This window comes from Sinorhizobium sp. BG8 (assembly GCF_016864555.1).
In the GTDB taxonomy this organism is placed as follows: domain Bacteria; phylum Pseudomonadota; class Alphaproteobacteria; order Rhizobiales; family Rhizobiaceae; genus BG8.
Map to the genome: position 1 here is coordinate 3,697,182 of NZ_CP044011.1, position 21,123 is coordinate 3,718,304.

At 63.0% G+C, this 21,123-nt stretch carries 19 protein-coding genes and 1 pseudogene; 12 read left to right on the forward strand and 8 right to left on the reverse strand.

Annotated features, from left to right (window positions below; translation table 11 throughout):
- Window positions 1–102: 102 nt before the first annotated feature.
- Genes F3Y30_RS17340 through F3Y30_RS17350 form a run of 3 tightly spaced genes read left to right on the forward strand, consistent with a single transcriptional unit; the run spans window position 103 to window position 2,494 of the window.
- A complete protein-coding gene (locus F3Y30_RS17340; protein ID WP_203423945.1) occupies window positions 103–1,110 on the forward strand; it encodes an NAD(P)-dependent oxidoreductase in 1,008 nt (335 codons plus the stop codon).
- On the forward strand, window positions 1,107–2,099 hold the full coding sequence (locus F3Y30_RS17345) for a glycosyltransferase family 2 protein (RefSeq protein WP_246752776.1): 993 nt from the start codon (window positions 1,107–1,109) through the stop codon (window positions 2,097–2,099). The genes F3Y30_RS17340 and F3Y30_RS17345 overlap by 4 nt, the downstream gene beginning before the upstream one ends.
- Complete coding sequence (locus F3Y30_RS17350; RefSeq protein ID WP_203423946.1) at window positions 2,096–2,494, forward strand: GtrA family protein; 399 nt, start codon at window positions 2,096–2,098, stop codon at window positions 2,492–2,494. The genes F3Y30_RS17345 and F3Y30_RS17350 overlap by 4 nt, the downstream gene beginning before the upstream one ends.
- Before the next feature lie 99 nt (window positions 2,495–2,593).
- On the opposite strand, the gene F3Y30_RS17355 is transcribed toward F3Y30_RS17350, so the two are convergent.
- From F3Y30_RS17355 to F3Y30_RS17385, 7 genes are all read right to left on the reverse strand, one after another.
- Window positions 2,594–3,289 carry a class II aldolase/adducin family protein gene (locus tag F3Y30_RS17355; RefSeq protein WP_203423947.1) on the reverse strand — a complete coding sequence of 232 codons (696 nt, stop codon included), beginning with the start codon at window positions 3,287–3,289 and terminating at the stop codon, window positions 2,594–2,596.
- Window positions 3,282–4,745 (reverse strand): FGGY family carbohydrate kinase, encoded by a 1,464-nt coding sequence (locus F3Y30_RS17360; RefSeq protein WP_203423948.1) that lies wholly within the window; start codon window positions 4,743–4,745, stop codon window positions 3,282–3,284. Before F3Y30_RS17360 ends, F3Y30_RS17355 begins: the two co-directional genes overlap by 8 nt.
- 25 nt (window positions 4,746–4,770) lie before the next feature.
- The gene (locus tag F3Y30_RS17365) at window positions 4,771–5,619 is read right to left on the reverse strand and encodes a sugar phosphate isomerase/epimerase family protein (protein WP_203423949.1); all 849 of its coding nucleotides are present in this window, start codon (window positions 5,617–5,619) and stop codon (window positions 4,771–4,773) included.
- 3 nt (window positions 5,620–5,622) lie between these two features.
- Entirely contained in the window at window positions 5,623–6,618 is a 996-nt protein-coding gene (locus F3Y30_RS17370; protein ID WP_203423950.1) for an ABC transporter permease, read from the reverse strand.
- Entirely contained in the window at window positions 6,615–7,619 is a 1,005-nt protein-coding gene (locus tag F3Y30_RS17375) for an ABC transporter permease (protein ID WP_203423951.1), read from the reverse strand. The genes F3Y30_RS17370 and F3Y30_RS17375 overlap by 4 nt, the downstream gene beginning before the upstream one ends.
- Window positions 7,612–9,126, reverse strand: coding sequence for a sugar ABC transporter ATP-binding protein (locus tag F3Y30_RS17380; protein WP_203423952.1), 1,515 nt, complete (start codon window positions 9,124–9,126; stop codon window positions 7,612–7,614). The genes F3Y30_RS17375 and F3Y30_RS17380 overlap by 8 nt, the downstream gene beginning before the upstream one ends.
- A 97-nt stretch (window positions 9,127–9,223) precedes the next feature.
- Window positions 9,224–10,210, reverse strand: a complete 987-nt coding sequence (locus tag F3Y30_RS17385; protein ID WP_203423953.1) for an autoinducer 2 ABC transporter substrate-binding protein — start codon at window positions 10,208–10,210, stop codon at window positions 9,224–9,226.
- Between the two features lie 367 nt (window positions 10,211–10,577).
- Here F3Y30_RS17385 and F3Y30_RS17390 point away from each other — a divergent pair, with 367 nt between their 5' ends.
- Window positions 10,578–11,696 carry a LacI family DNA-binding transcriptional regulator gene (locus F3Y30_RS17390; protein ID WP_203423954.1) on the forward strand — a complete coding sequence of 373 codons (1,119 nt, stop codon included), beginning with the start codon at window positions 10,578–10,580 and terminating at the stop codon, window positions 11,694–11,696.
- Window positions 11,697–11,777: 81 nt separating this feature from the next.
- Here F3Y30_RS17390 and F3Y30_RS17395 read toward each other — a convergent pair whose 3' ends face one another.
- Complete coding sequence (locus tag F3Y30_RS17395) at window positions 11,778–12,464, reverse strand: GntR family transcriptional regulator (RefSeq protein ID WP_203423955.1); 687 nt, start codon at window positions 12,462–12,464, stop codon at window positions 11,778–11,780.
- A 349-nt stretch (window positions 12,465–12,813) separates the two neighbouring features.
- On the opposite strand from F3Y30_RS17395, the gene F3Y30_RS17400 reads away from it, so the two are divergent.
- The 8 genes and pseudogenes from F3Y30_RS17400 (at window position 12,814) to atzF (ending at window position 21,109) form a co-directional block, all read left to right on the forward strand.
- Window positions 12,814–13,941, forward strand: a complete 1,128-nt coding sequence (locus F3Y30_RS17400; RefSeq protein WP_203423956.1) for a BMP family ABC transporter substrate-binding protein — start codon at window positions 12,814–12,816, stop codon at window positions 13,939–13,941.
- 19 nt (window positions 13,942–13,960) lie between these two features.
- On the forward strand, window positions 13,961–15,091 hold the full coding sequence (locus tag F3Y30_RS17405; RefSeq protein WP_203423957.1) for an ABC transporter permease: 1,131 nt from the start codon (window positions 13,961–13,963) through the stop codon (window positions 15,089–15,091).
- A complete protein-coding gene (locus F3Y30_RS17410; RefSeq protein WP_203423958.1) occupies window positions 15,091–16,017 on the forward strand; it encodes an ABC transporter permease in 927 nt (308 codons plus the stop codon). Before F3Y30_RS17405 ends, F3Y30_RS17410 begins: the two co-directional genes overlap by 1 nt.
- A 12-nt stretch (window positions 16,018–16,029) precedes the next feature.
- Entirely contained in the window at window positions 16,030–16,746 is a 717-nt protein-coding gene (locus tag F3Y30_RS17415) for an isochorismatase family cysteine hydrolase (RefSeq protein WP_203423959.1), read from the forward strand.
- Window positions 16,743–18,289 (forward strand): annotated as a pseudogene (locus tag F3Y30_RS17420) (ABC transporter ATP-binding protein). The gene F3Y30_RS17415 and the pseudogene F3Y30_RS17420 overlap by 4 nt, the downstream one beginning before the upstream one ends.
- Window positions 18,289–18,957 carry a cysteine hydrolase gene (locus F3Y30_RS17425; RefSeq protein ID WP_203423960.1) on the forward strand — a complete coding sequence of 223 codons (669 nt, stop codon included), beginning with the start codon at window positions 18,289–18,291 and terminating at the stop codon, window positions 18,955–18,957. Before F3Y30_RS17420 ends, F3Y30_RS17425 begins: the two are co-directional and overlap by 1 nt.
- Complete coding sequence (locus F3Y30_RS17430) at window positions 18,950–19,300, forward strand: cupin domain-containing protein (protein ID WP_203423961.1); 351 nt, start codon at window positions 18,950–18,952, stop codon at window positions 19,298–19,300. The genes F3Y30_RS17425 and F3Y30_RS17430 overlap by 8 nt, the downstream gene beginning before the upstream one ends.
- Before the next feature lie 3 nt (window positions 19,301–19,303).
- On the forward strand, window positions 19,304–21,109 hold the full coding sequence (gene atzF, locus F3Y30_RS17435) for an allophanate hydrolase (RefSeq protein ID WP_203423962.1): 1,806 nt from the start codon (window positions 19,304–19,306) through the stop codon (window positions 21,107–21,109).
- The last annotated feature ends 14 nt before the right edge of the window (window positions 21,110–21,123 follow it).

The window sequence follows — 21,123 nt, forward strand, 5'->3', positions numbered from 1 at the left end:
GGTGTCTGGTCGCATGAGGAGTTCGACGGACGAAGGTCCGCCGAACCGCCGCTGCCGGGAATGCCGTCGGACTGGAGCAATCGAGGAATTGGAAGCACGCGCATGTCACGAGTCCTGATTACCGGCGGCGCTGGGTTCATCGGTTCGCATCTGGTCGGCGCCTGCCTTGCGGCCGGCGACGAAGTGCACGTCATCGCACGGAAGGAAACGGGCGGGGAACGTCTGCGCCAGTATGGTGATGCCTTCGTTCTCCACTCCTTCGATCTCGTGTCGGAACTCGACCTCAAGCGTTGCATCGCCGAAGTAGAACCTGAGCGGATTTTCCATCTCGCCGCTCGCCCCCGCCGCAAGCCGGATGCCGACCTTGGCGACGTCAAGGACGGCTTTCGCGAGCAGTTCCAGGCGCTCTTGGGGCTTCTCGCCGCCGCGGCCCAGGCCCGCCGTCCACCGCGGATAGTCATCCGCACCGGATCGCTGGCCGAGTACGGCGTTGCGCCCGCCCCCTATCTGGAGGACGGCAGGGAGCAGCCGGTGAACGCCTACGGCGCGGAATTGACGGCGGCCGCCCATCTCGTCGCCGGTCTCCAGTCCCGGATGCCCTTTCCCGTCGTGACAGCCAGGCTTGCACTCGTCTATGGCGCCTGGCAGTCGACCGAATACTTCCTGCCCTGGCTGATCCGACAGTGCCTGGCAGGCAAGCCCTCGCTCGTGCGCCATCCCGAAGACCGCCGTGACCTTCTCTACGTCGACGACGTTGTCGAGGGTCTCGTCCGGCTGAGCATGGCGCCGTTCCCGGTTCCCCCATTGATCAACATCGCCACCGGCATCGCACCGCCGATGCGCGACCTGGCGCGGCTCGTCCTCAAGCTGACTGGCGCCGATCCCAGGCTGATTACCTACGACGAGAGCGGCCAGTCGTCCGGAATTCCTGATTTCCGCGCCTCGCCCGAACTGGCGCGTAAGACCTTGAACTGGGTTGCGTCGACGCCGTTCGAAGAGGGACTGGTCGGAACGGTCGATTGGTACCGCGCACGCGCGCGTTCGGAAGAAACAGGCGAGCCGGCCGCAAGCCCCACCTCGGCAAAGAGGGAAACAACGGAGGTCCGATGATGGGCGACAGAAAGTCGTTAATTTCTGTGCTGGTGCCCGCCTTCAACGAGGAGGACAACGTACGCCAGGTCTACGCGGCGGTGCTGGATGTATTCCGCGACCTGCCCGGATACGACTACGAGATAATCTTCACCGACAACCACTCCACCGACCGGACGTTCGAACTTCTCCGGGAGATTGCCCGCGACGATCACCGCGTCCGGGTCATACGGTTCAGCCGCAATGTCGGCTATCAGCGCTCGCTGCTGGTGGCCTACAAGGCGGCAAGCGGAGATTGCTCAGTTCAGATCGATTGCGACCTCCAGGACCCTCCCCACCTCATTCCGGGGATGCTCGATCTCTGGCGCCAGGGAAATCAGGTCGTCTACGGTATTCGCCGCACGCTCAAGGACGATTGGCTGACAACCCGGCTGAGGCGCGGCTTCTACTGGTGCATCAATGCACTGAGCGAAGACGAACTGCCGCTGAATGCCGGTGAGTTCCGGCTGGTGGACCGCCGGATCCTGGACGAGTTGCGCCAGGTCGACGACACCTCGCCCTATATCAGGGGTCTCATCAGCGCCATGGGCTTCTCCCAGGTCGGGTTCGAATACGACAGGCAGGCGCGCGTTGCAGGTGAAAGCAAGTTTCCGCTGCGCGCGATGCTGTCGCTCGCCGTTGACGGGATACTGAACCATTCGCTGACGCCGCTGAGGCTCGCCTCCATGGCAAGCCTTCTCATGGGAACCGCCACCTTCTTGCTGCTGATGGGCTACATCATCGGCAAGCTGCTCTTCGGTCAGGACTGGCCGGCAGGTTTCGCAACCACGACCATTCTCATCCTCCTGTCGATTACGCTGAACGCGATCTTCCTCGGTATCGTCGGCGAGTATGTCGGCCGGATCTTCATGCAGTCCAAGCGCCGGCCGACGCCAATCATAGAGGCGTCGCTCAACGGTGAGCCCCGGCTCGTGCATGACCGGACGCGACCGGAGGTACGGACGCGATGAAGCGCCTGATCGGCGGTGGCGCGGGTACGGGCGGCGGAAGCGACACGCTGATGCGCTTTGCCGTCGTCGGCGCGATCACCACCACGCTGGACTTCGTGCTTTTCAACGCACTCGTTCTTGTCGGTGCGATCCCCGCACTCGCCAATATCTTCTCCTACTCCTGCGGGATCGCCGTCAGCTATGCTCTTAACCGCGCGTGGACCTTCCGCGCCCGGCGGAGCAACGTTCAGGCCCTCAAGTTCGTCCTCTCCACGCTGACCGGCCTGCTCATTTCGACTTGCCTGGTGGCAACCCTCGTCATCGTGATGCCTCCGCCCATCGCAAAAATCCTGAGCGTCCCCGTGGTCTTCGCCTGGAACTATCTCTCGGCCCGACTATGGGTCTTCCGGACATGAGGGCTTGATCGCCGTCTTAGACGCAACGCACCTCATCCGGTTTCCGACGATCGAGCTTGGAACCTCAGGCGCCGGCTCTCGCGCCCTGTCCCGCAGCCGTCAGCCAGCCACTCTCGGCCGGGCGACGTCGTTTACGCCTTCGGCATCAGGCGCGTAGCCGTAGCTCATCTTGCGCATCTGCTCGATGACCCGCTCCATCTCGTCGTCGGGCAGCACCGGCGGCTCCCCGAGCGTGAGCGCCTGCACGTACATGCGCGAAAGCGTCTCGATCTCGATGCCCAGCCATAGCGCGGATTCCAGCGTCTTGCCGAGCGAGATCTGGCCATGCTGCCCGAGCAGGCAGGCGAGACGGTCCTTCAGCGCCACCAGCGCATTGTCCGACAGCGCCTGCGTCCCGAAGGTTGCGTATTCGGCGCAGCGTATCGTCGTGCCGCCGGCAATACCCGTCATGTAGTGGAAGCTCGGAATTGTCTTGTGGTGGCAGGCAAGCGTGGTGGCATAGATCGAATGGCAATGCAGGACCACGTTGATGTCGGTTCTAGCCTTCAGGATATCCCGGTGAAAGCGCCATTCGGACGAGGGGCGATGTCCGGAATAGGTGCCGTCGAAATCCATCTCGACCAGATCGTCCGGCGTCATCGCCTCGTAGGGCATGGAAGAAGGTGTGATGAGGAACCCGTCGGCCGTGCGCACGGAGAGGTTACCTGCCGTACCCTGATTGATGCCGCTGGAATTCATCCGCCGGCAGATGTCGACCATTTCGCGCCGTAGTGCAGTCTTCTCGTTTTCAGCCATGGGAGGCTCCTTTCGTTTCCGTGGTTGTGGGAGGCGCCACCGCCGCGCGGGCAAGCGTGCGCCATCGAATGGCATATTCGGCAAGCATCGGGGCCATACCGCCGAGGCGTCTCGCCTCGCTGAGGGCGACCGGCGCTGGCCCGCTCCTGGTTTCATGGCCAGCAAGCAAGGCCGCGCCGGAGGCGACGCCGTAGGCATCAAGGCTGAAGAGCACCTTGCGATGGGAGGAAAATGCGGCCACGAGGGACGCGTAGGCAGGATCGCGCAGGAAGCTCCCGTCGAGGACGACGGATTCCGCTTCGCCGAGGGCATCGAGGCATTCCGTGGTCAGAAGGGCGCAGTAAATGAGGGCCAGCGCCTTTCGTTCCTCCGGCGTCTCCGGCATCTCACCCACGATGCGGCCACGGCCGGCACTACCGGGGAACAATCCGGCATCGTCCCCGAAAGACGGCAGCGCCATGGTCCCGCGGGCGGCAAGCCTCTCTATTGTGCCGAGACCGACATCGGCTTCCGGCGGCTCGGGACCGGCGATCGCCGTGAACTCGCGCCCGCCCATGGTCAGGACTCCACCAAGCGCCTTGCCGAAGACATCGCTGTTGCAGGTCATCCCGCGGTGCTCATCGAGCCGCTCGACCGGGGTTCGATCCGAGAAGCCGACGATCCATGTTCCCGTGGACACCACCGCCAGATCCGCAAGACCCGCCGCCTGATAACGATAGTAGTTGAGGCTGCTGTCATGTCCGCCGGCAAGAACACGCAGGCCGGCCGGCAGACCATGTCTATGGGCAATCGAGGATCTTACCCTGCCAATCGTCTGCCAGGCGCTGGCGAAGGGCGGCATCAGCCGCGTCCACCCTTGCTGCCTGACGATCGATGTCCACTGCTGCGCCGCGACGTTCCACAGATGCGATTGCGCTCCAAGCAGGGTCGCCTCCGACACGGCAACACCACTGAGAACCCAGGCCCAGAATTGCGGCACTCCGAGGAACCATCGCGCACGCGCGACGGCTTCCGGTTCGGCCATCTCCATCCAATAGAGCTGCCTGGCTTGATGGGTCGCGCCGTGCATGACCGCACTCCCGCGGTCGAGAAAGCTTCCGCTCAGCGGCGCATAGCCCGCGCGGATCGCTTCCGGCAGCGGCTGTTCGTAGTCGATCATCGGCAGGGCGGTGCCGTCGCCATCCTGCGGATCGGCTCCGACCAGCACCCCACCGGAGCCGTGGCCGGACGTGACGAATGCTTCGAGGGGATGGCGGCGGGAGAGAGCCGCCAGCCCTTCGAGCACCCAGCCGCGCAGCGCGGCAAGATCATGATGGCGCCAGGGTGGCCCCTCCCGCACGGGATTGCGTATGCTCAGCGTTTCAAGAAGGGCGCCGTGCGCCGTCGCAACATTCAGTTTGACGTTGGTCTTGCCAATGTCGAGCACCGCAACAGTGCCGCTCTCCCCGTCGTGCATGTCGCCCTTCCTCACCGCCGCGGCGTCAGATAAGCCCGTACTGCCTTGCCTTGTTGCGCAGGAATGGCAGGCCGTTGCCCATAACCTCGGCCTCGTCCTTGGCGACCGGACGCCAGACGGCGAGCCCGTAGGCCACCTGCGGCGGCATGTTGATGAAGCTCTCCATGGCGAGCCCGCCCTTGAAGCCGATTGCCGCAAGCGCCCCGTAGATCGCGTCCCACGGGCAGTTGCCGTAGCCCGGCGTGCCGCGATCGCTTTCGGAAAGATGGATGTATTTCAGGTGGTCGCGCGCATCGAGAATGCCGTTTACGGCGCCCTTCTCCTCGATGTTCATGTGATAGGTGTCGAGGTGGACGAACATGTTGTCGGCACCGACCCGCTCGATCATCTCGACGGCCTGCTTGCCGGTGTTGATGAGATGGTTCTCGTAGCGGTTGACGGCCTCGACCCCGAGCTCGATGCCCCGCGTCTTGGCATGTTTTGCGGCAACCGTGAGAGCCTTGGCAATGTTGTCGTATTCCTTCTCGGTCGGCGGCACGCCTGTGCGTTCACCGATACCGCCGAAGATGACGCCCGAGAGCGCCGTCGCCCCCATATCCGCGGTCTTGTCGATGGCAACCTTCAGGTGCTCGATCGCCGCCTCGGGCCGGACCGACGCCCAGGCGCTTTCCGGCAGGCCGAGCGAGCAGACGGCAGGCAGGTTGTGCTTCTCGAGCAGGGCGCGCGTATGGGCGGCATCCACCGCAGGCGCATCCAGAAGAGCGATTTCGATGAAGTCCATCTTGTAGCCGACGGCCGCGGCAACTGCCTTTTCCGCCCCGGCGCGATCCCAGTTCATGGTCCACATGCTGGTATGAACACCAAATCCGTGCATGGTCTATTCCTTTCCGACAAAGAGGGTTTTGAAGCGGCTGGCGAACCACCTCAGGATCATGACCGTCACGAGCAGGATGCCCCAGACGGCCGTCGCAAGGTGCTGGTTTGCGCCGAGAAGGTTGAGCCCGGACGAGAGCAGCTGAAGAACGATAAGCGCCACGAAGACCGGAATGACGCGTCCGAATCCGCCGAACGGATTGACGCCGCCCAGGAAGCAGGCGAGCACGGTGATCAGCAGGTAGGACTCGCCATGCCCGACGCGAACCGAATTGAAGCGCGCCAGCATGATGATGCCTGCGATCGCGCACATCGCACCGGAAAGGGTGTAGACGAGCACGATCACCTTTCGCGTGTTCACGCCCGAGTACCGCGCCGCCTCGATGTTCGAGCCGATCATGTAGGTGTTGAATCCAAGTTTCGTTCGCGACAGCAGCACATGCCATAGCCCGACACATAGGATGAAGATCAGAAGCGGCACAGGAATGCCGAGGATAAGGCCATGCCCCAGCGGCCGGACAAAGGACGGAAAGCCGGACACGTCTCCGCCGCGGGTCAAGAACTCGCCCAGGCCGCGCAGGAAGATCATCATCGACAGCGAGACGAGGATCGGGTGGGCACGCGTGAATGCGATGACGAGGCCCATGACCACACCGCTTGCCGCCCCGGCGGCAACGGCGAGCGCGACGCCGAGCGCAAAGGCAGCAGGACCGGCGTCGGCGCCGCCATTCGCCTGCAACACCCAGGCGACCGTGAGCCCGGCTATGTTCGCAGTGAAGGTGATCGCCAGATTAAGCCCGCCGGTCAGGATCGGCAGCAGCATGGCAAGTGTCAGCAGCCCGAGCTCGGGAACCTGGAAGGCCACGGAGCCAAAGGTGGCGGACGACAGGAAATGCGGCGATGCGAGACCGAAGACGAGCATCACTGCGATGAAGGCGAATGCCGGTCCGGCCATTTCGGTACCGAACATTTCACGGCTGCGCGCGACAAGAGTGGTCATCCCTGCTTCCTCCCGCTGTTGCCGAGGAACGGCAGAAGCTTCTCGATGCTGGTGTTGGAGAGCGTGATCGCGACGAGGATGATCGCGCCGATGATCATCTTGAAGGCGAAGGGGGAGACGCCCATCAGGTTCAGCCCGTTCTGCGTCATGGAGATCAGGAGCACGCCGAGCACGCATCCGAGGACTGACCCCTTGCCTCCACCGAGCCGGGCCCCGCCGAGGACCACCGCGGCAAGCACATCGAGTTCGCGTCCGTAGAGAGCGTTGGGCACGATTTCCTGGGCATAGTGGGCCTGGATGATGCCGGCTATTCCCGCCATCAGCCCGAGCCATCCGAAGGCGATGAACTGCATGGCGCCGATGCTGATGCCGAAGCGACGTGCACCTTCCGGATTGTCGCCGAAAGCATAGAGCTGCCGGCCTGTCGTCGTGTGACGGATGAGAAACCAGGTGGCGGCGACGCAGAGCACCATGACGAGAACCGGCAGGCGGATCTCCGCCCAGGTGCCGTCAGCCATCTCGCGCTCGAAGAGCACGATGCGGCTGGTCCACCAGTCCGGCAGATTGTAGATCGAGACGCCCCGCGTGAAGAACATCAGCAGGCCGAAGTAGATGTTGAAGGTCGCGATCGTGACGACGATCGAAATGATCTTGAATTTGTGGATGAGGAAGGCGTTGAAGGCGCCGAGCAGCACGCCGAGGGTGCCGGCGATCAAAATGCCGCTTACCCAGCCGCCTCCGCCAATCTGGCCGAGGATAAGTGCGGTCACATATTGCACCACTGAGGCAGCCACGGCGAACGAGATGTCGATGCCGCCGGAGATCAGGACGACGAGCAGCCCGACGGCGAAGATGATGTTGACCGAGCTGGTATTCAGAAGGTCGAGGGCGTTGCCCAGCGTGAAGAAGCGGTCCGTCACTGCCGTCAGAAACAGTCCGATCACCAGCATGACCGCCAGCAGAGCGAATTCCGTCGCCTGGGTATGAAGTAGCCTACGCATAGACGGCCGCCTCCACTTGCGAAAGCGAACTGTCGCGCGGGTCGTAGGTCCCGGCGATTTGGCCCTGCACCATGTGGAGGACCCGGTCCGCGTTGAAATAGACTTCAGGGACTTCGTCGGAAATCAGCACGATCGCCAGGCCCGCCTCGGCGAGCCGCGCCACGATGTCGAAGATGCCCGCGCGCGCACCGACGTCGACCCCGACCGTGGGAGCATCGAGAATCAGGACCTTCGGATCGGTTGCCAGCCACTTGGCGATCGCGATGCGTTGCTGGTTGCCGCCCGAAAGTGTCGATATGGCATCCTCCTGCAGACCGATCTTGACGCCGAGATCGGCGATCCAGCCGGCGACGAGATCGCGCTTCTTGCCCTCCGATATGAGCCCGTTCACCAGAATCTTGCCCATCGAGGCAATGACCAGGTTGTCGGCGATCGATTGTGGCTGGATGAGCCCCAGAGACAGCCGATCCTCGGAGAGATAGGCAATGCCTGCGCGGATCGCCTCGCGGTTCGACGCGAACCTGACCTGCTTGCCCTCGAGACTGACCGAACCCGCATGCGGCTGGCGCATGCCAAACAGCGTCAGCGCCAGTTCCGTCCGGCCGGCACCGAGAAGCCCGGTGATGCCCACCGTCTCGCCTCGGCGAACTGTAAAGGAGATGTTTTCGAATTCGCCTCGTCTCGTGAGACCGCGGACCTCCAGGACCGGTGGCGCGCCATCGTGGCTTCGTGCGCGGACCGCGTGATCGAAGGTCTTGCCGGTCATCAACTCGGTAATGCGCGACTGCGTCATCCCTTCGGCGGGATAGACACCGACGAGCCTCCCGTCGCGCAGGACCGTTATGCGGTTCGATATCTCGATCACCTCCGCCAGGCGATGGCTGACGAAGACGACGGCCACGCCCGAAGCGGACAATGTTCGGACGATATCGAGCAGATGGTCTGTTTCCGACTGGGTGAGAGAGGCGGTCGGCTCGTCCATGAAGACGATCTTGGCCTCACCCACCAACGCCCGCGCGATCGCCACGATCTGGCGCTGCGCGATCGCGTACTCGCGCAATGGGAGATCGACGTCGAGCGAAACGCCCAGACGGCCAAGCACCTGCTCCGCGATACGTCTCATGGCCGAATGGTCGGCGCGCCGCGGCCAGCCGCCGAGCACGGTGTGAAAGGCGATGTTTTCTGCGACTGACATTTCCGGGAAGAGAGCGAGGTCCTGCCAGATCACCTGGATTCCGGCCGCCTGAGCGGTCACGGGCGACATGTGGCTGTAGGTCTGGCCGTCATACTCGATTTCGGCCCCCTGCTTCGGACGATAGACCCCGGTGATGACCTTGATGAGCGTACTCTTGCCCGACCCGTTCTCTCCGGCCAGACAATGCACCTCGCCGGGCCGTACCTCGAAGGACACATCCTTCAGTGCCTGGACCCCACCGAAGGTCATGTTGATGTTCTTCAACGACAGCAGAGGTCGTTCAGCGCCTGAAGCGTCCGCAGGGTGAGTCATGGCCATGCCTTGTCAGTTAGCGTAACCCGCCGGGTCCGGATAACCTGCCGGGCCAGCCGAAGCCGGCCCAGCAGTCGGGAGGAACCCGTTTACATCGTCACAGGCCCATGGCCGCCAGTTCGTCCACCGTGTCCTTGTTGATGGTCACGAGCTGGTCGACGATGATGTTGTGGTCCGCGTCCGGATGGATGACCCCGAGGCCTTCGATTTCCTCGCCGTCCTTGATCTGCTCACCCTTCATCAGCTTGTCGGCAAGCGTGACAAAGACTTCGCCGGCCTGCTTCGGATTCCACATGAACCCGCCGGAGATCGCGTCGGACTTGATCAGCTTCTGCCCCTGCCCCGGAGAGAACGGGCCGAGCACGAAGATTTCTCCCGTCTTGCGGCGTTCCTCGACCGCACGGCCTGCGCCGATCGGTCCCTGGCTGCCGAAGGCGAGGAAGCCCTTGAGATCCGGGTTCGCCGAGATCAGGTCAAGCGCGGTCGAACGGCTCTTGTCGACATCCTCGGCAACGCCGTAACGCTCACCGACCAGCTCCATGTCGGGATATTTTTCCTTGAGGTAGGCGATCGCGGCATCGGCCCAGGCATTGTGCAGCGGCACGGTCAGCGATCCGACGAAGACCGCATATTTGCCCTTGCCGCCCGTCTTCTGGGCTAGCAGCTCGGCATGCGCCTCACCGAACCCCGTCGCCGAAGCGAGTTCGAAATTCCAGTCCGCACCCTTCTGGCCGGGCGACTCGTGGGTGATGACGATGATCCCGGCTTCATGTGCCTTGGTCAGCACCGGCTCGAGAACCTTGGAGTCATTCGGAACGACGCCGATAACCTTGACGCCCTGCGCGATGAGGTCCTCGATCGCGCGGACCTGCAAGGCAGGATCGGCGCTGGTCGGCCCGATCATGAAGGCATCGACACCGAGCTTTGCGCCGCGTTCCTTGATGCCGGCTTCCATTGCGTTGAACCACGGAATGCCGCCAATCTTCACGACGACGCCAACCTTGCCGGCTTCCTGGGCAAGAGCGCCGAACGCCGTGGCCAAAGACAATGATGCTGCGAACGCAGCCACAAGCAATTTCTTCATCGTTTCCTCCTCCATAGCTCCCTTTTCGGGAACACCCGGGCCCGCCGAAGACCGCCGGCCTCCAGTTGTAAATCACTGGCGAAGAATGAGAATTCCCGCCTCCCTTTGAACTGCCTCCTCAAGCAGCCACCATAGATGCACAATCGATATTTCTCACTTGCACAATCGATGGTGCAAGAACTATCATCCAGACGTTTTCATTCGTCAAGCGGGAATATCTTTCGTCTGCGCGAATTCGGAACTAAGAGGAAAACGAACGCGGGGAACCCGAGACGGATTCGGATTCGGGCGAAATCCTCGCATCTCTACGCAGTGATGCTGCGCGGCCTTTCGCCATCGCCGGCACGCTGCGCAGTCGGGGGTAGTCATGAGGGACAGCGGCAGGAAAAAGGCGACGATCTACGATCTCTCCGTGTTGTCGGGAAGCTCGCCGTCTACTGTCAGCGCCGTGCTTAACGGCACTTGGCGCAAGCGCCGGATCAAGGAAAGCACTGCCAAGCTCATCCGCCAGCTGGCGGATGAGCATCAGTACACCGCCAATCGGCAAGCACAGGGATTGCGAAGCTCCCGGTCTGGGCTCGTCGGACTGCTCTTGCCGGTCCACGACAACCGCTACTTCTCCTCCATGGCGCAGACATTCGAGGCCTACGCCCGCAGCAGGGGCCAATGCCCCATCGTTGTCAGCGCCAGCCGCGATCCGCAGGAAGAGCGCGAAACAGTCGAGACGCTGATTTCCTATTCGATCGACGAACTGTTCATCTGCGGCGCGACGGATCCCGACGGACTGCACGGCATCTGCGAGAAGGCTGGCCTCAGGCATATCAACATTGACCTGCCAGGGACGAAGGCTCCCTCGGTCATCAGCGACAACTACGAGGGCGCGCGCATGCTGACGGAGGCGATCATCCGACAGGTGCCGGCGCACAGCCCCTTGGCGCCGGACGACCTCTACCTGTTCGGTGGCCGCGACGATCACGCGAGCCGCGAGCGCATCAACGGATTTCGCGCAGTCAAGAAGGAGCTGCTGGGGGGCGATCCCGACGCCTGCATCCAGCCGACAGGATACTCTCCGAACAACACGCGCATGGCATTCGAGACCTTCTACGAGCGTGAGGGCCGCCTGCCGCGAGCACTCTTCGTCAACTCCTCGATCAACCTTGAAGGCTTCCTCCGGTTCATGGCGGGCCACCCCCACGAGACCTTTTCCGACATCGTGCTCGGCTGCTACGACTACGACCCCTTCGCGTCATTCCTGCCGTTCCCCGTTCTGATGATCCGGCAGGACATCGAGGCCATGTTGACCAAGGCATTCCAGGTAATGGAAGAGCACCGCCCTGCCCCGGGCATCTATCTCATTCGCCCTGAACTGGTTTCGCCGCGCACAGCCCTGACAGGACCACTCGATGCGCTGAAGGACGTGGATGTGCCCACGGAATATGGGGAAGCCCAAATGCGCTTCGAGGAGAAGACCGCGGATTCCGTTTGAGGCGCATTGCTCCGAGCAATCGGATTGGCGGGATACTCGGGGTGCCCGCGGCGAAACTGGCACGTCGCGCCCCACTACTCCTCAGGCGCGCAGGGCTTCACCATCGAGCGCGAACACCGTGCTGGCGTCGCTGACGATCGACACATGGGAAAAGGCGGCGCGGGCGGCGGCGACAGAATCCGCGCGCAGGATCGCCGAGACGATCTCTTCATGTTCGGCAAAAGACTTGGCGAGGCGGCCGACGATGCGGAACTGCGCGCGCCTGAAGGGGGCAAGTCTCGCCCGTGTCTGCGTGACCAGCTCGAAGATGTGATCGTTGTGCGCGCCGCGATAGAGCCGCGTGTGGAACTCGACGTTGTGGAGCGCATATTCTTCGTCCGCGCCGGCCTGGACGAGCTTGGTCGAGGCACGATGCATCATTTCGAGCGCCCGCCGTTCCTCCACCGTCATGCGCTGCGCGGCCAGCCGCGCGCAGATCCGCTCCAGTTCCGCCATGGCCTCGAACATCGAGGAAAGATAACCGCCCGTCACGTTGGTCACGACGGCGCTGCGATTGGGCTGCCTATCCACGAGACCCATCGCCCCGAGTTCGCGCAGCGCCTCCCTCACCGGTGTGCGCGAGACGTCGAAGCGGGACGCGAGCGAATTCTCGTCCAGCTTCTCGCCCGGCTGGATCTGGCCGGTGACGATCATGTCGGCAATTGCACGCACCATCTGCTCGACGGTGGTCCCTGCCCTGACGACCTCTCTGCGCCTTGTCTGTTTCACACCCGTCACTTGCTCCGAATCTTGCATACAGATTGCAACGCACGACAACAATGTCAGATCACGACGGCAAAGTCATGCTTTCTCTGGACTATTTTTAATTTCGACCTGCACCTCGGCGTGACTCTCATGCTTGTATCCCGATAACGTCACGCGTAAAAGACCACAATTTAGTCACTGCATCAATATTCATCAAAAATCGACGAAAACTGCATGCACTTTACACATGCGCCGCATACGACGGAATGTCTGTTTCATATTTTTCAATAAGTTACAATATGGCACGGCCATTGCATACACTTTCTGTGTACCCGTTTCGAACCCGGCCTCTGCCGCTGTAAGGAGCATTCCAATGACCAAACTCCTTTTGAATCGCCGTTCATTCCTTCAAACCTCGATTGCAGGCGCTGCCTTTGCCGGCATTGCGCCGGGACCATTTTCCTCTCCCGCCGTCGCGCAGGCTGCGCTGACCGTCGGCTTCATCTATGTCGGCCCAAAGGATGACTACGGCTATAACCAGGCTCACGCCGAAGGCGCGACCGTCATCAAGGCCATTCCAGGCGTCACCGTCGTCGAGGAAGAGAACGTTCCCGAGACCGTCGACGTCCAGAAGACGATGGAATCGATGATCAATCTCGACGGCGCGACACTCGTCTTCCCGACCTCCTTCGGCTACTTCGACCCGCACATGCTCGAAATGGCGAAGAAGTATCCCGAGGTTCAGTTCCGCCACTGCGGTGGACTTTGGAAGGAAGGCACGCATCCGGAAAACACCGGGTCATATTTCGGCTACATCGGCCAGGGTCAGTACCTGAATGGCATCGCCGCCGGGTCCGCGACCAAGAGCAAGAAAATCGGCTTCGTTGCCGCAAAGCCCATCCCGCAGGTGCTTCAGAACATCAATTCGTTCCTGCTCGGCGCGCGGTCGGTCGATCCCTCGATCACCTGCCAGGTCATCTTCACGGGCGAGTGGTCCCTCGCGGTCAAGGAGGCAGAGGCCACAAATGCGCTGATCGACCAGGGCGCCGACGTCATAACCTGCCACGTCGACAGCCCGAAGGTCATGGTGGAAACGGCCGCCGGTCGCGGTGCCTTCGTCTGCGGCTATCATGCCAACCAGAGCCCGCTGGCCCCGGAAAAGTATCTCACAGGCGCCGAATGGGCCTGGGGCAACGTCTACACCGACTTCATCAAGAAGGCGCAGGCCGGCGAGAAGCTTGGGAATTTCGTGCGCGGCGGCCTCAAGGACGGTTTCGTCAAGATGAGCCCGCTCGGCCCCGGCGTTTCGGAGGAAGGGCGCAAGAAATTCGAAGCGACCCAGACGGAAATGATGGGCGGCAACTTCTCCGTCTTCAAGGGCGGCATCAAGGACAACAAGGGCAATGTCGTGGTGCCCGAGGGCCAGGCCCTTGCCGAGGATGCGATCGAACTCGAGAGCATGGCCTACTTGGTCGAGGGCGTCGTCGGTTCGACCTCGTGATGTTGGGAGCGGCGGCGTCATGACCATCGAAGCCAACATGCCTACTCTCTCTCCGCGACTGGAGCGGGCCGGAAGCCTCCGGCCCCTGCTCGAATGGCTGGCCCGCCGCACCGAACCGCTGGCGATCGCGCTCTTCGCGGTTATCGTCGGGCTTGCTCTCTTCTCGCTGTTCATAGCGGCGATCGGCAAGTCGCCGCTGCAGCTCTTCCAGATCATGTATGCAGGCGGATTCGGCAGCTGGTTCTCGATCCAGAACTCGCTGAGCCGCGCCGCGCCACTGCTTCTGACGGCACTTTGCGTGGCGCTTCCGGCCCGTCTCGGGCTGGTGATCATCGGTGGAGAAGGCGCCATCGTGCTGGGCGGGCTGGCATCGGCCGCGATCGCCCTGCCGCTCGTGGGCATGATGCCGCCCCTCCTTGTCTGGCTCCTGATGGCGCTTGCCGGCATGGTTGTCGGAGGTATCTGGATCGGACTATCCGGCCTGCTGCGCCATTATCGCGGTGTCAACGAGACCATCGCATCGCTGTTGCTCGCCTACATCGCCATCGCCCTGATGAACCATCTCATCGAAGGACCGCTTCGCGATCCGGCAAGCCTCAACAAGCCTTCCACGACGCCTTTGCCACCGGAATATATGCTCGGCAACATCCCGGGCATGGACGTCCACTGGGGCCTCGTCGTCGGGGTGATCGCCTGCATCGTCTCGTGGATCCTGATCGAAGCGACGAGCTTCGGCTTCGCCGCGCGCATCGCCGGCGGTAATGTCCGCGCAGCCCAGATCCAGGGGCTGCCTGTTGGCAGGCTCATCGTGGGCTTCACCGCCCTGGCGGGCAGCTTCGCGGGTCTCGCGGGAACGATGGAGATCGCGGCCGTCCAGGGCAGCGCCAACGGGGCACTGGCCGCAGGCTACGGCTACACCGGCATCCTCGTAGCGTTTCTTGCCCGCCACAATCCGCTCGCCATCATACCCGTCGCCTTCCTTCTCGGCGGCATCGAAGCGTCGGGCGGGCTGATCCAGCGGCGCATGGGGCTGCCGGACGCAACCGTTCTCGTGCTGCAGGGGACCCTCTTCATGGTGATCCTCTTCTGCGAAACGCTCTACGGCCGCTTCAAGATCTTCAATCCCGACCTCTGGAAAAGGAGCGCGTGATGGACGAGACAGGCATTGGCATCTGGGGCGTTCCCCTCGCGGTCTTCGCAGGCGCGATCCGGGTCTCCACGCCCTTCATCTTCGTCAGCCTCGGCGAGGCGATCACCGAGCGCTCGGGACGCATCAATCTGGGGCTGGAGGGCACGCTCGTATTCGGCGCGATGACGGCCTACGCCGTCGCGGTCATGACGCAATCGCCCTGGCTCGGCGTAGCCGCAGCTATGGGAACCGGTGCGTTGTTCGGCATGCTGCACGGCTGGATCTGCAAGTTTCCGAAGGTCAACGACATCGCCATCGGAATTGCCATGATGCAGTTCGGACTGGGCCTCGCCTTCTTCCTCGGCAAGCCGTTCATCCAGCCCGCGGCACCGAAATTGCCGTCGCTACCGCTCGGCGCCTGGTCCGACGTGCCGCAGGTGCAGGCGGCGCTCAACATCAACGTGCTGTTCCTTGTCGGCGCTGCCCTTGCGGTCTTCCTGTGGTGGGCGTTTAGCAACACGAGGATCGGCCTCATCCTGCGCGTGGTCGGCGACAGCTCAGATGCGGCGCGGGCAATGGGGCTCAACCCGGATACGGTACGCCTGCTTGCGACGGCGGTCGGCGGATCGCTTGCCGCAATCGGAGGCGCCTATCTGTCGCTCTTCTACCCCGGTTCCTGGAACGAAGGCATTTCTTCCGGCCAGGGGTTGATGGCGGTGGCGCTCGTCATCTTCGCGCGCTGGAATCCGATCGGCTGCTTCCTCGCGGCCCTGCTCTTCGGTGGCGCCGGCGCCCTCGGACCGGCTCTGCAGTCGGTCGGAGTGACCCAGGGCTACTACCTCTTCTACGCGGCACCCTACGTGCTGACGCTCGTGATCATGATTGCGACTTCTTCCCCCACCCGTTCGCTTGCCGGCGCGCCCGGCGCCCTTTCCATCACCAAATAGGAGCGACCCGTCATGAACAGTCTCGCCCCCCTTGCCGCCGCAGACCAGGCGCTCCGCTACGTCGACGCCGACCCCTACCCCTGGCCCTACAACGGCAATCTCAGACCTGACAACACGGCCCTGATCATCATCGACATGCAGACGGATTTCTGTGGCAAGGGCGGCTATGTCGATCACATGGGCTACGACCTCTCACTGGTACAGGCGCCGATCGAGCCGATCAGGAAGGTCCTGGCCGCCATGCGCACCAAGGGCTACCATATCATCCACACCCGCGAGGGTCATCGGCCCGATCTTGCGGACCTGCCCGCCAACAAGCGCTGGCGCTCGCGACGCATCAATGCTGGCATCGGCGACCCAGGCCCCTGCGGACGCATCCTTGTTCGCGGTGAGCCCGGCTGGGACATCATCCCCGAGCTTTACCCGATCGAGGGCGAGACGATCATCGACAAGCCCGGCAAGGGTTCCTTCTGCGCCACCGATCTCGAGCTGATCCTGAACCAGAAGCGCATCGAGAACATAATCCTCACAGGTATCACCACCGATGTCTGCGTATCGACAACCATGCGCGAGGCCAATGACCGCGGCTTCGAGTGCCTGCTTTTGGAGGATTGCTGCGGAGCCACCGACTACGGCAACCACCTCGCGGCGATCAAGATGGTGAAGATGCAGGGCGGCGTCTTCGGCTCGGTTTCCAACTCCACGTCCCTCGTGAGTGCACTGCCATGATCGTCGGCGAGATCCCTTCCTCGAAATCCATTCCCGCAGTCGGTATCGAGACGGTCGACATGACCATGCGCTTCGGCTCCTTCACGGCGCTGGACCACGTTTCGATCAAGGTGCCGGCCGGCTCGTTCCATGCACTTCTCGGCGAAAACGGCGCCGGCAAGTCGACCCTCGTCAAGTGCATCATGGGCTTCTACCACCAGACGTCCGGCCAGCTCCAGGTCGATGACAGGGAGGTGGCGATCGCCTCGCCGCGCGATGCCGCGGGCCACGGTCTCGGCATGGTCTATCAGCATTTCACCCTTGTTCCCTCCCTGACCGGAGCCGAGAACCTGGTGATAAGCCGGGCGAAGGTCCCGGCGGTCATCAATTGGGCAAGGGAAAAGAAGGCGCTTGCTGCCTTCATGGAGACGATGCCCTTTGACATCCCGCTGAACCGGCCGGTCAGCGAACTTGCAGCCGGCGAGAAGCAGAAGCTCGAAATCGTCAAGCAGCTGTATCTCGGCCGGCGCTTCCTCGTTCTCGACGAACCGACCTCGGTGCTTACCCCGGCGGAAGCGGACGACATGCTTGGCCTCGTTCGCGGCCTGACGGAGCGCGGTGAACTGACCGTGCTGATGATCAGCCACAAGTTCCATGAGGTGACGAAGTTCGCGGACGCCGTCTCGGTCCTTCGCAGGGGCAAGCTCACCGGCACCGGAAAGGTCGCCGAGCTCTCGACCAAGGACATGGCAGCGATGATGATCGGAGACGTGAAGCTCGCCGAGCTCGACACCCGCCTCCCCGTTTCCCATGAAGCCTCGCCGGTACTCGCGGTGCAGAACGTGCGAGCGCCCGATCGTTCCGGTCTGAAGTCGATCGACATCTCCGAACTCGTCGTGCGCTCGGGGAAATCGTCGGCATTGCCGGAATTTCCGGCAATGGCCAGAAGGAGCTTGCCGAGATCTTGGCCGGGCAGCGCCAGACGCTGTCCGGAGAGGTTTCGGTCAAAGGCAGGCCCTATGGCGCGACACGGCCGGAAACGCGCTCGAACAACGTCCGCTTCATCCCGGAAGAACCGCTGAACAATGCCTGCGCCCCGCGAATGAGCGTCACGGAGAACCTCGCCTTTCGCACCTTCGATGTGGCCAAAACCGGCGGCGACGCCATCTGGCTCGACGGCCGGTCGATGCGAAAGCGCGCCGCCGCGCTCATCTCCGATTTCAAGGTGAAGACCGCATCATCATCCTCCCCCATCGCCGCTCTTTCCGGCGGGAACGTCCAGAGGGCCGTGCTGGCGCGCGAACTGACGGGCGAGGTCGATCTGCTGATCGTCTCCAACCCCTGCTTCGGCCTCGATTTCTCCGCAGTCGCCGAGATCCGGGCGCGCATCATGAAGGCCCGCAATGCAGGAACCGCGGTATTGCTGCTTTCGGAGGATCTCGACGAACTGATGGAGATGTCGGATCGCATCATGGTGATGTCCGACGGCAGGCTCGTTTACGAAACGCCGATCCGAGATGCCGACATCTCGGTTATCGGCGCGCATATGGCGGGTCACCACTGATGGAGCATATCAAGGCACAACCTTTCGCGTTCCCGCTGAAACGTGACTCCATCGCACTCGTCGTCATCGACATGCAGCGCGATTTCGCCGAAGAGGGCGGTTTCGGCGCGAGCCTCGGCAACGATGTCAGCCGCGTGGCGAAGATCGTCCCCGACGTCAAGCGGCTGATCGACGGGTTCCGCAGTGCCGGGCTGCCGGTAATCCACACGATGGAATGCCACAGGCCGGACCTCTCGGACCTTCCGCCCGCCAAGCGCGACCGCGGATCGCCTTCGCTTCGCATCGGCGACGACGGGCCGATGGGGCGCATCCTCATCGCCGGCGAGCCGGGTACGGCCATCCTGCCGGAGCTCGCCCCCGTCGATGGCGAGGTGGTCATCGAGAAGCCGGGCAAGGGAGCGTTCTATGCAACCCCGCTCGGCGAAATACTGAAGGAGCGCGGCATCGGTCAGCTCGTCTTTGCAGGCGTCACGACGGAAGTCTGCGTACAGACGACCATGCGCGAGGCGAACGATCGGGGCTACGAGTGCATTCTGGTCGAGGAGGCGACCGAAAGCTATTTTCCGGAGTTCAAGGCGGCTGCGATCGAGATGATCCGCGCACAGGGCGCGATCGTCGGCTGGACCGCCTCGCTTGACGACCTGCTCGAGGGGCTTCACCGTGCCTGAAACAACGCGAGAAAGACTGACGAACGGCGGCTGGCGCGAACTCGAATTCGAAGGTTTTCGAGACGGCGTGACGATCCACTGGATCAAGCACTTTTCGGAGGACCGGCCGGGCGTGGCCCTCCTGAAATACGAAGCTGGTGCCTCCGTGCCCCGGCATCGTCACGAGGGACTCGAGACCATTTTCGTGCTGCACGGCACGCAATCCGACGAGGCGGGCGACTACGGCGTCGGATCCTATGTCGTCAATGACGAGGGCACGGAACATTCCGTCTGGAGCGATACCGGATGCGTGGTGTTGATCCAATGGGATCGGCCGGTCAGAATATTGCAAGGAGAAGACTGACGCATGACACAGGAACAGGCTTTCGACATTGCCTCGCTGCACCGTGCATACAAAGCGGGATGGAGCGTCGGCGAGATGGTCGACATCGTGTTTGCGCGCATCGCCGCCGTCGATGACGCCGGCATCTTCCTGCATCTCGCCGACCGGCAGCAACTGATGGACGATGCGTCCGCACTCGGTCCATTTGACACGACCTCTCGGCCGCTCTGGGGCATCCCTTTCGCCGTCAAGGACAACATCGACGTCGCAGGCATGCCGACCACGGCCGCCTGCCCGAACTATGCCTATGTACCCGACACCGACGCGACGGTCGTCCGGTTTCTGAAGGAGGCCGGCGCCCTGGTGATCGGCAAGACCAATCTCGACCAGTTCGCGACAGGGCTCGTCGGCGTACGCACCCCCTACCCCGTTCCTCGCAACGCGATCGACGCACGGCTCGTGCCCGGCGGTTCGAGCTCGGGCTCGGCAGTTGCGACGGCACACGGCATAGTGAGCTTTGCGCTGGGCACGGACACGGCCGGCTCCGGCCGCATACCCGCCGGGCTCAACAACATCGTCGGCCTGAAGCCGAGCGCCGGTGCGATCTCCACCGCGGGCGTCATCCCCGCCTGCCGCACCCTCGACTGCGTCTCGATCTTCGCGCTGACGGTGGACGATGCCTGGAGCGTCTTCTCGATAGCGGCAAAGCCGGATACATCGGATCCCTACTCCCGGGAATTCGCACCATTTTACCGCGACCCCGTCCCGCCAGTCCTTGCCATCGGCGTTCCGGCGAAGACCGACTGGCACTTTTTCGGCGACGCTGCGATGGAAGCGGCCTACGAAAGCGCGCTCTCGCGCCTGCGGGCGATGGGCCATCGACTTGTCGAACTTCCGTTCACCGATTTCTATGCCGCCGCCAACTTGCTCTATGAAGGCGCCTGGGTCGCCGAGCGCTACGCGGCTGTGAAGGACTTCTTCGACATGAGCGAGTCGAGCTTTCATCCGGTGACGCGAAAGATCTATGGCGCAGCGAAGACGCTCTCCGCCGCGGATGCCTTCAACGGCTTCTATGCGTTGCAGGCGCTAAGGCGAAAGGTCGCCCCGCTCATTGCATCCGTGGACCTGATCTGCGTGCCGACGGCACCGACCCACTACACACTCGCCGATCTCGAGGCGGAGCCGATCCGGGAAAACTCGAGGCTTGGGACCTATACCAACTTCGTGAACCTGCTCGACATGTGCGGAATAGCGGTCCCCACCGGGGCCCGCACAGATGGCCTGCCCGCGAGTGTCACGCTACTTGCGCCTGCCGGAAAGGACGACCTTTCGGCTTCTCTCGCCGCGGAACTGCACCGCGCGAGTGAACTCGCCCTCGGGGCGACCGTTTGGCCGCAGCCCGAGAAACCGAAGGCGGCCGCACCGCGATCCGGGGATCTGGTCGACGTCGTTGTCGTCGGCGCCCATCTCTCAGGCATGCCGCTGAACGCCGAACTGCGCGGCCTCGGCGCCCGCTTTTCGCGCGTCGCACAGACCGCCAAGGCATACAGGCTCTACGCCCTTGCCGGCACGAGCCCGCCAAAGCCCGGCCTCATCCGCTCCGCCGGCGCCGATGGTGCGATGATCGACGTAGAGGTCTGGCAACTGACGGCCGAGGCCTTCGGCCGGTTCGTTGCCGCCATTCCCTCTCCGCTTGGCATCGGAACCATCTCGCTTGCCGACGGCACTTCGGCCAAGGGTTTCCTGGTGGAGGCGGCAGCTTTGAATGGCGCCAAGGACATCACGGCCTATGGCGGCTGGCGCGCATATGTCAGGAGCTCCGCAGCATAGGCGGTCCGGCTGGT

Bases quoted from the DNA above. Each gene is read 5' to 3' on its own strand.
- F3Y30_RS17340 (WP_203423945.1), top strand. From the start codon at position 103: ATGTCACGAGTCCTGATTACCGGCGGCGCTGGGTTCATCGGTTCGCAT.
- F3Y30_RS17345 (WP_246752776.1), top strand. From the start codon at position 1,107: ATGATGGGCGACAGAAAGTCGTTAATTTCTGTGCTGGTGCCCGCCTTC.
- F3Y30_RS17350 (WP_203423946.1), top strand. From the start codon at position 2,096: ATGAAGCGCCTGATCGGCGGTGGCGCGGGTACGGGCGGCGGAAGCGAC.
- F3Y30_RS17355 (WP_203423947.1), bottom strand. From the start codon at position 3,289: ATGGCTGAAAACGAGAAGACTGCACTACGGCGCGAAATGGTCGACATC.
- F3Y30_RS17360 (WP_203423948.1), bottom strand. From the start codon at position 4,745: ATGCACGACGGGGAGAGCGGCACTGTTGCGGTGCTCGACATTGGCAAG.
- F3Y30_RS17365 (WP_203423949.1), bottom strand. From the start codon at position 5,619: ATGCACGGATTTGGTGTTCATACCAGCATGTGGACCATGAACTGGGAT.
- F3Y30_RS17370 (WP_203423950.1), bottom strand. From the start codon at position 6,618: ATGACCACTCTTGTCGCGCGCAGCCGTGAAATGTTCGGTACCGAAATG.
- F3Y30_RS17375 (WP_203423951.1), bottom strand. From the start codon at position 7,619: ATGCGTAGGCTACTTCATACCCAGGCGACGGAATTCGCTCTGCTGGCG.
- F3Y30_RS17380 (WP_203423952.1), bottom strand. From the start codon at position 9,126: ATGACTCACCCTGCGGACGCTTCAGGCGCTGAACGACCTCTGCTGTCG.
- F3Y30_RS17385 (WP_203423953.1), bottom strand. From the start codon at position 10,210: ATGAAGAAATTGCTTGTGGCTGCGTTCGCAGCATCATTGTCTTTGGCC.
- F3Y30_RS17390 (WP_203423954.1), top strand. From the start codon at position 10,578: ATGAGGGACAGCGGCAGGAAAAAGGCGACGATCTACGATCTCTCCGTG.
- F3Y30_RS17400 (WP_203423956.1), top strand. From the start codon at position 12,814: ATGACCAAACTCCTTTTGAATCGCCGTTCATTCCTTCAAACCTCGATT.
- F3Y30_RS17405 (WP_203423957.1), top strand. From the start codon at position 13,961: ATGACCATCGAAGCCAACATGCCTACTCTCTCTCCGCGACTGGAGCGG.
- F3Y30_RS17410 (WP_203423958.1), top strand. From the start codon at position 15,091: ATGGACGAGACAGGCATTGGCATCTGGGGCGTTCCCCTCGCGGTCTTC.
- F3Y30_RS17415 (WP_203423959.1), top strand. From the start codon at position 16,030: ATGAACAGTCTCGCCCCCCTTGCCGCCGCAGACCAGGCGCTCCGCTAC.
- F3Y30_RS17425 (WP_203423960.1), top strand. From the start codon at position 18,289: ATGGAGCATATCAAGGCACAACCTTTCGCGTTCCCGCTGAAACGTGAC.
- atzF (WP_203423962.1), top strand. From the start codon at position 19,304: ATGACACAGGAACAGGCTTTCGACATTGCCTCGCTGCACCGTGCATAC.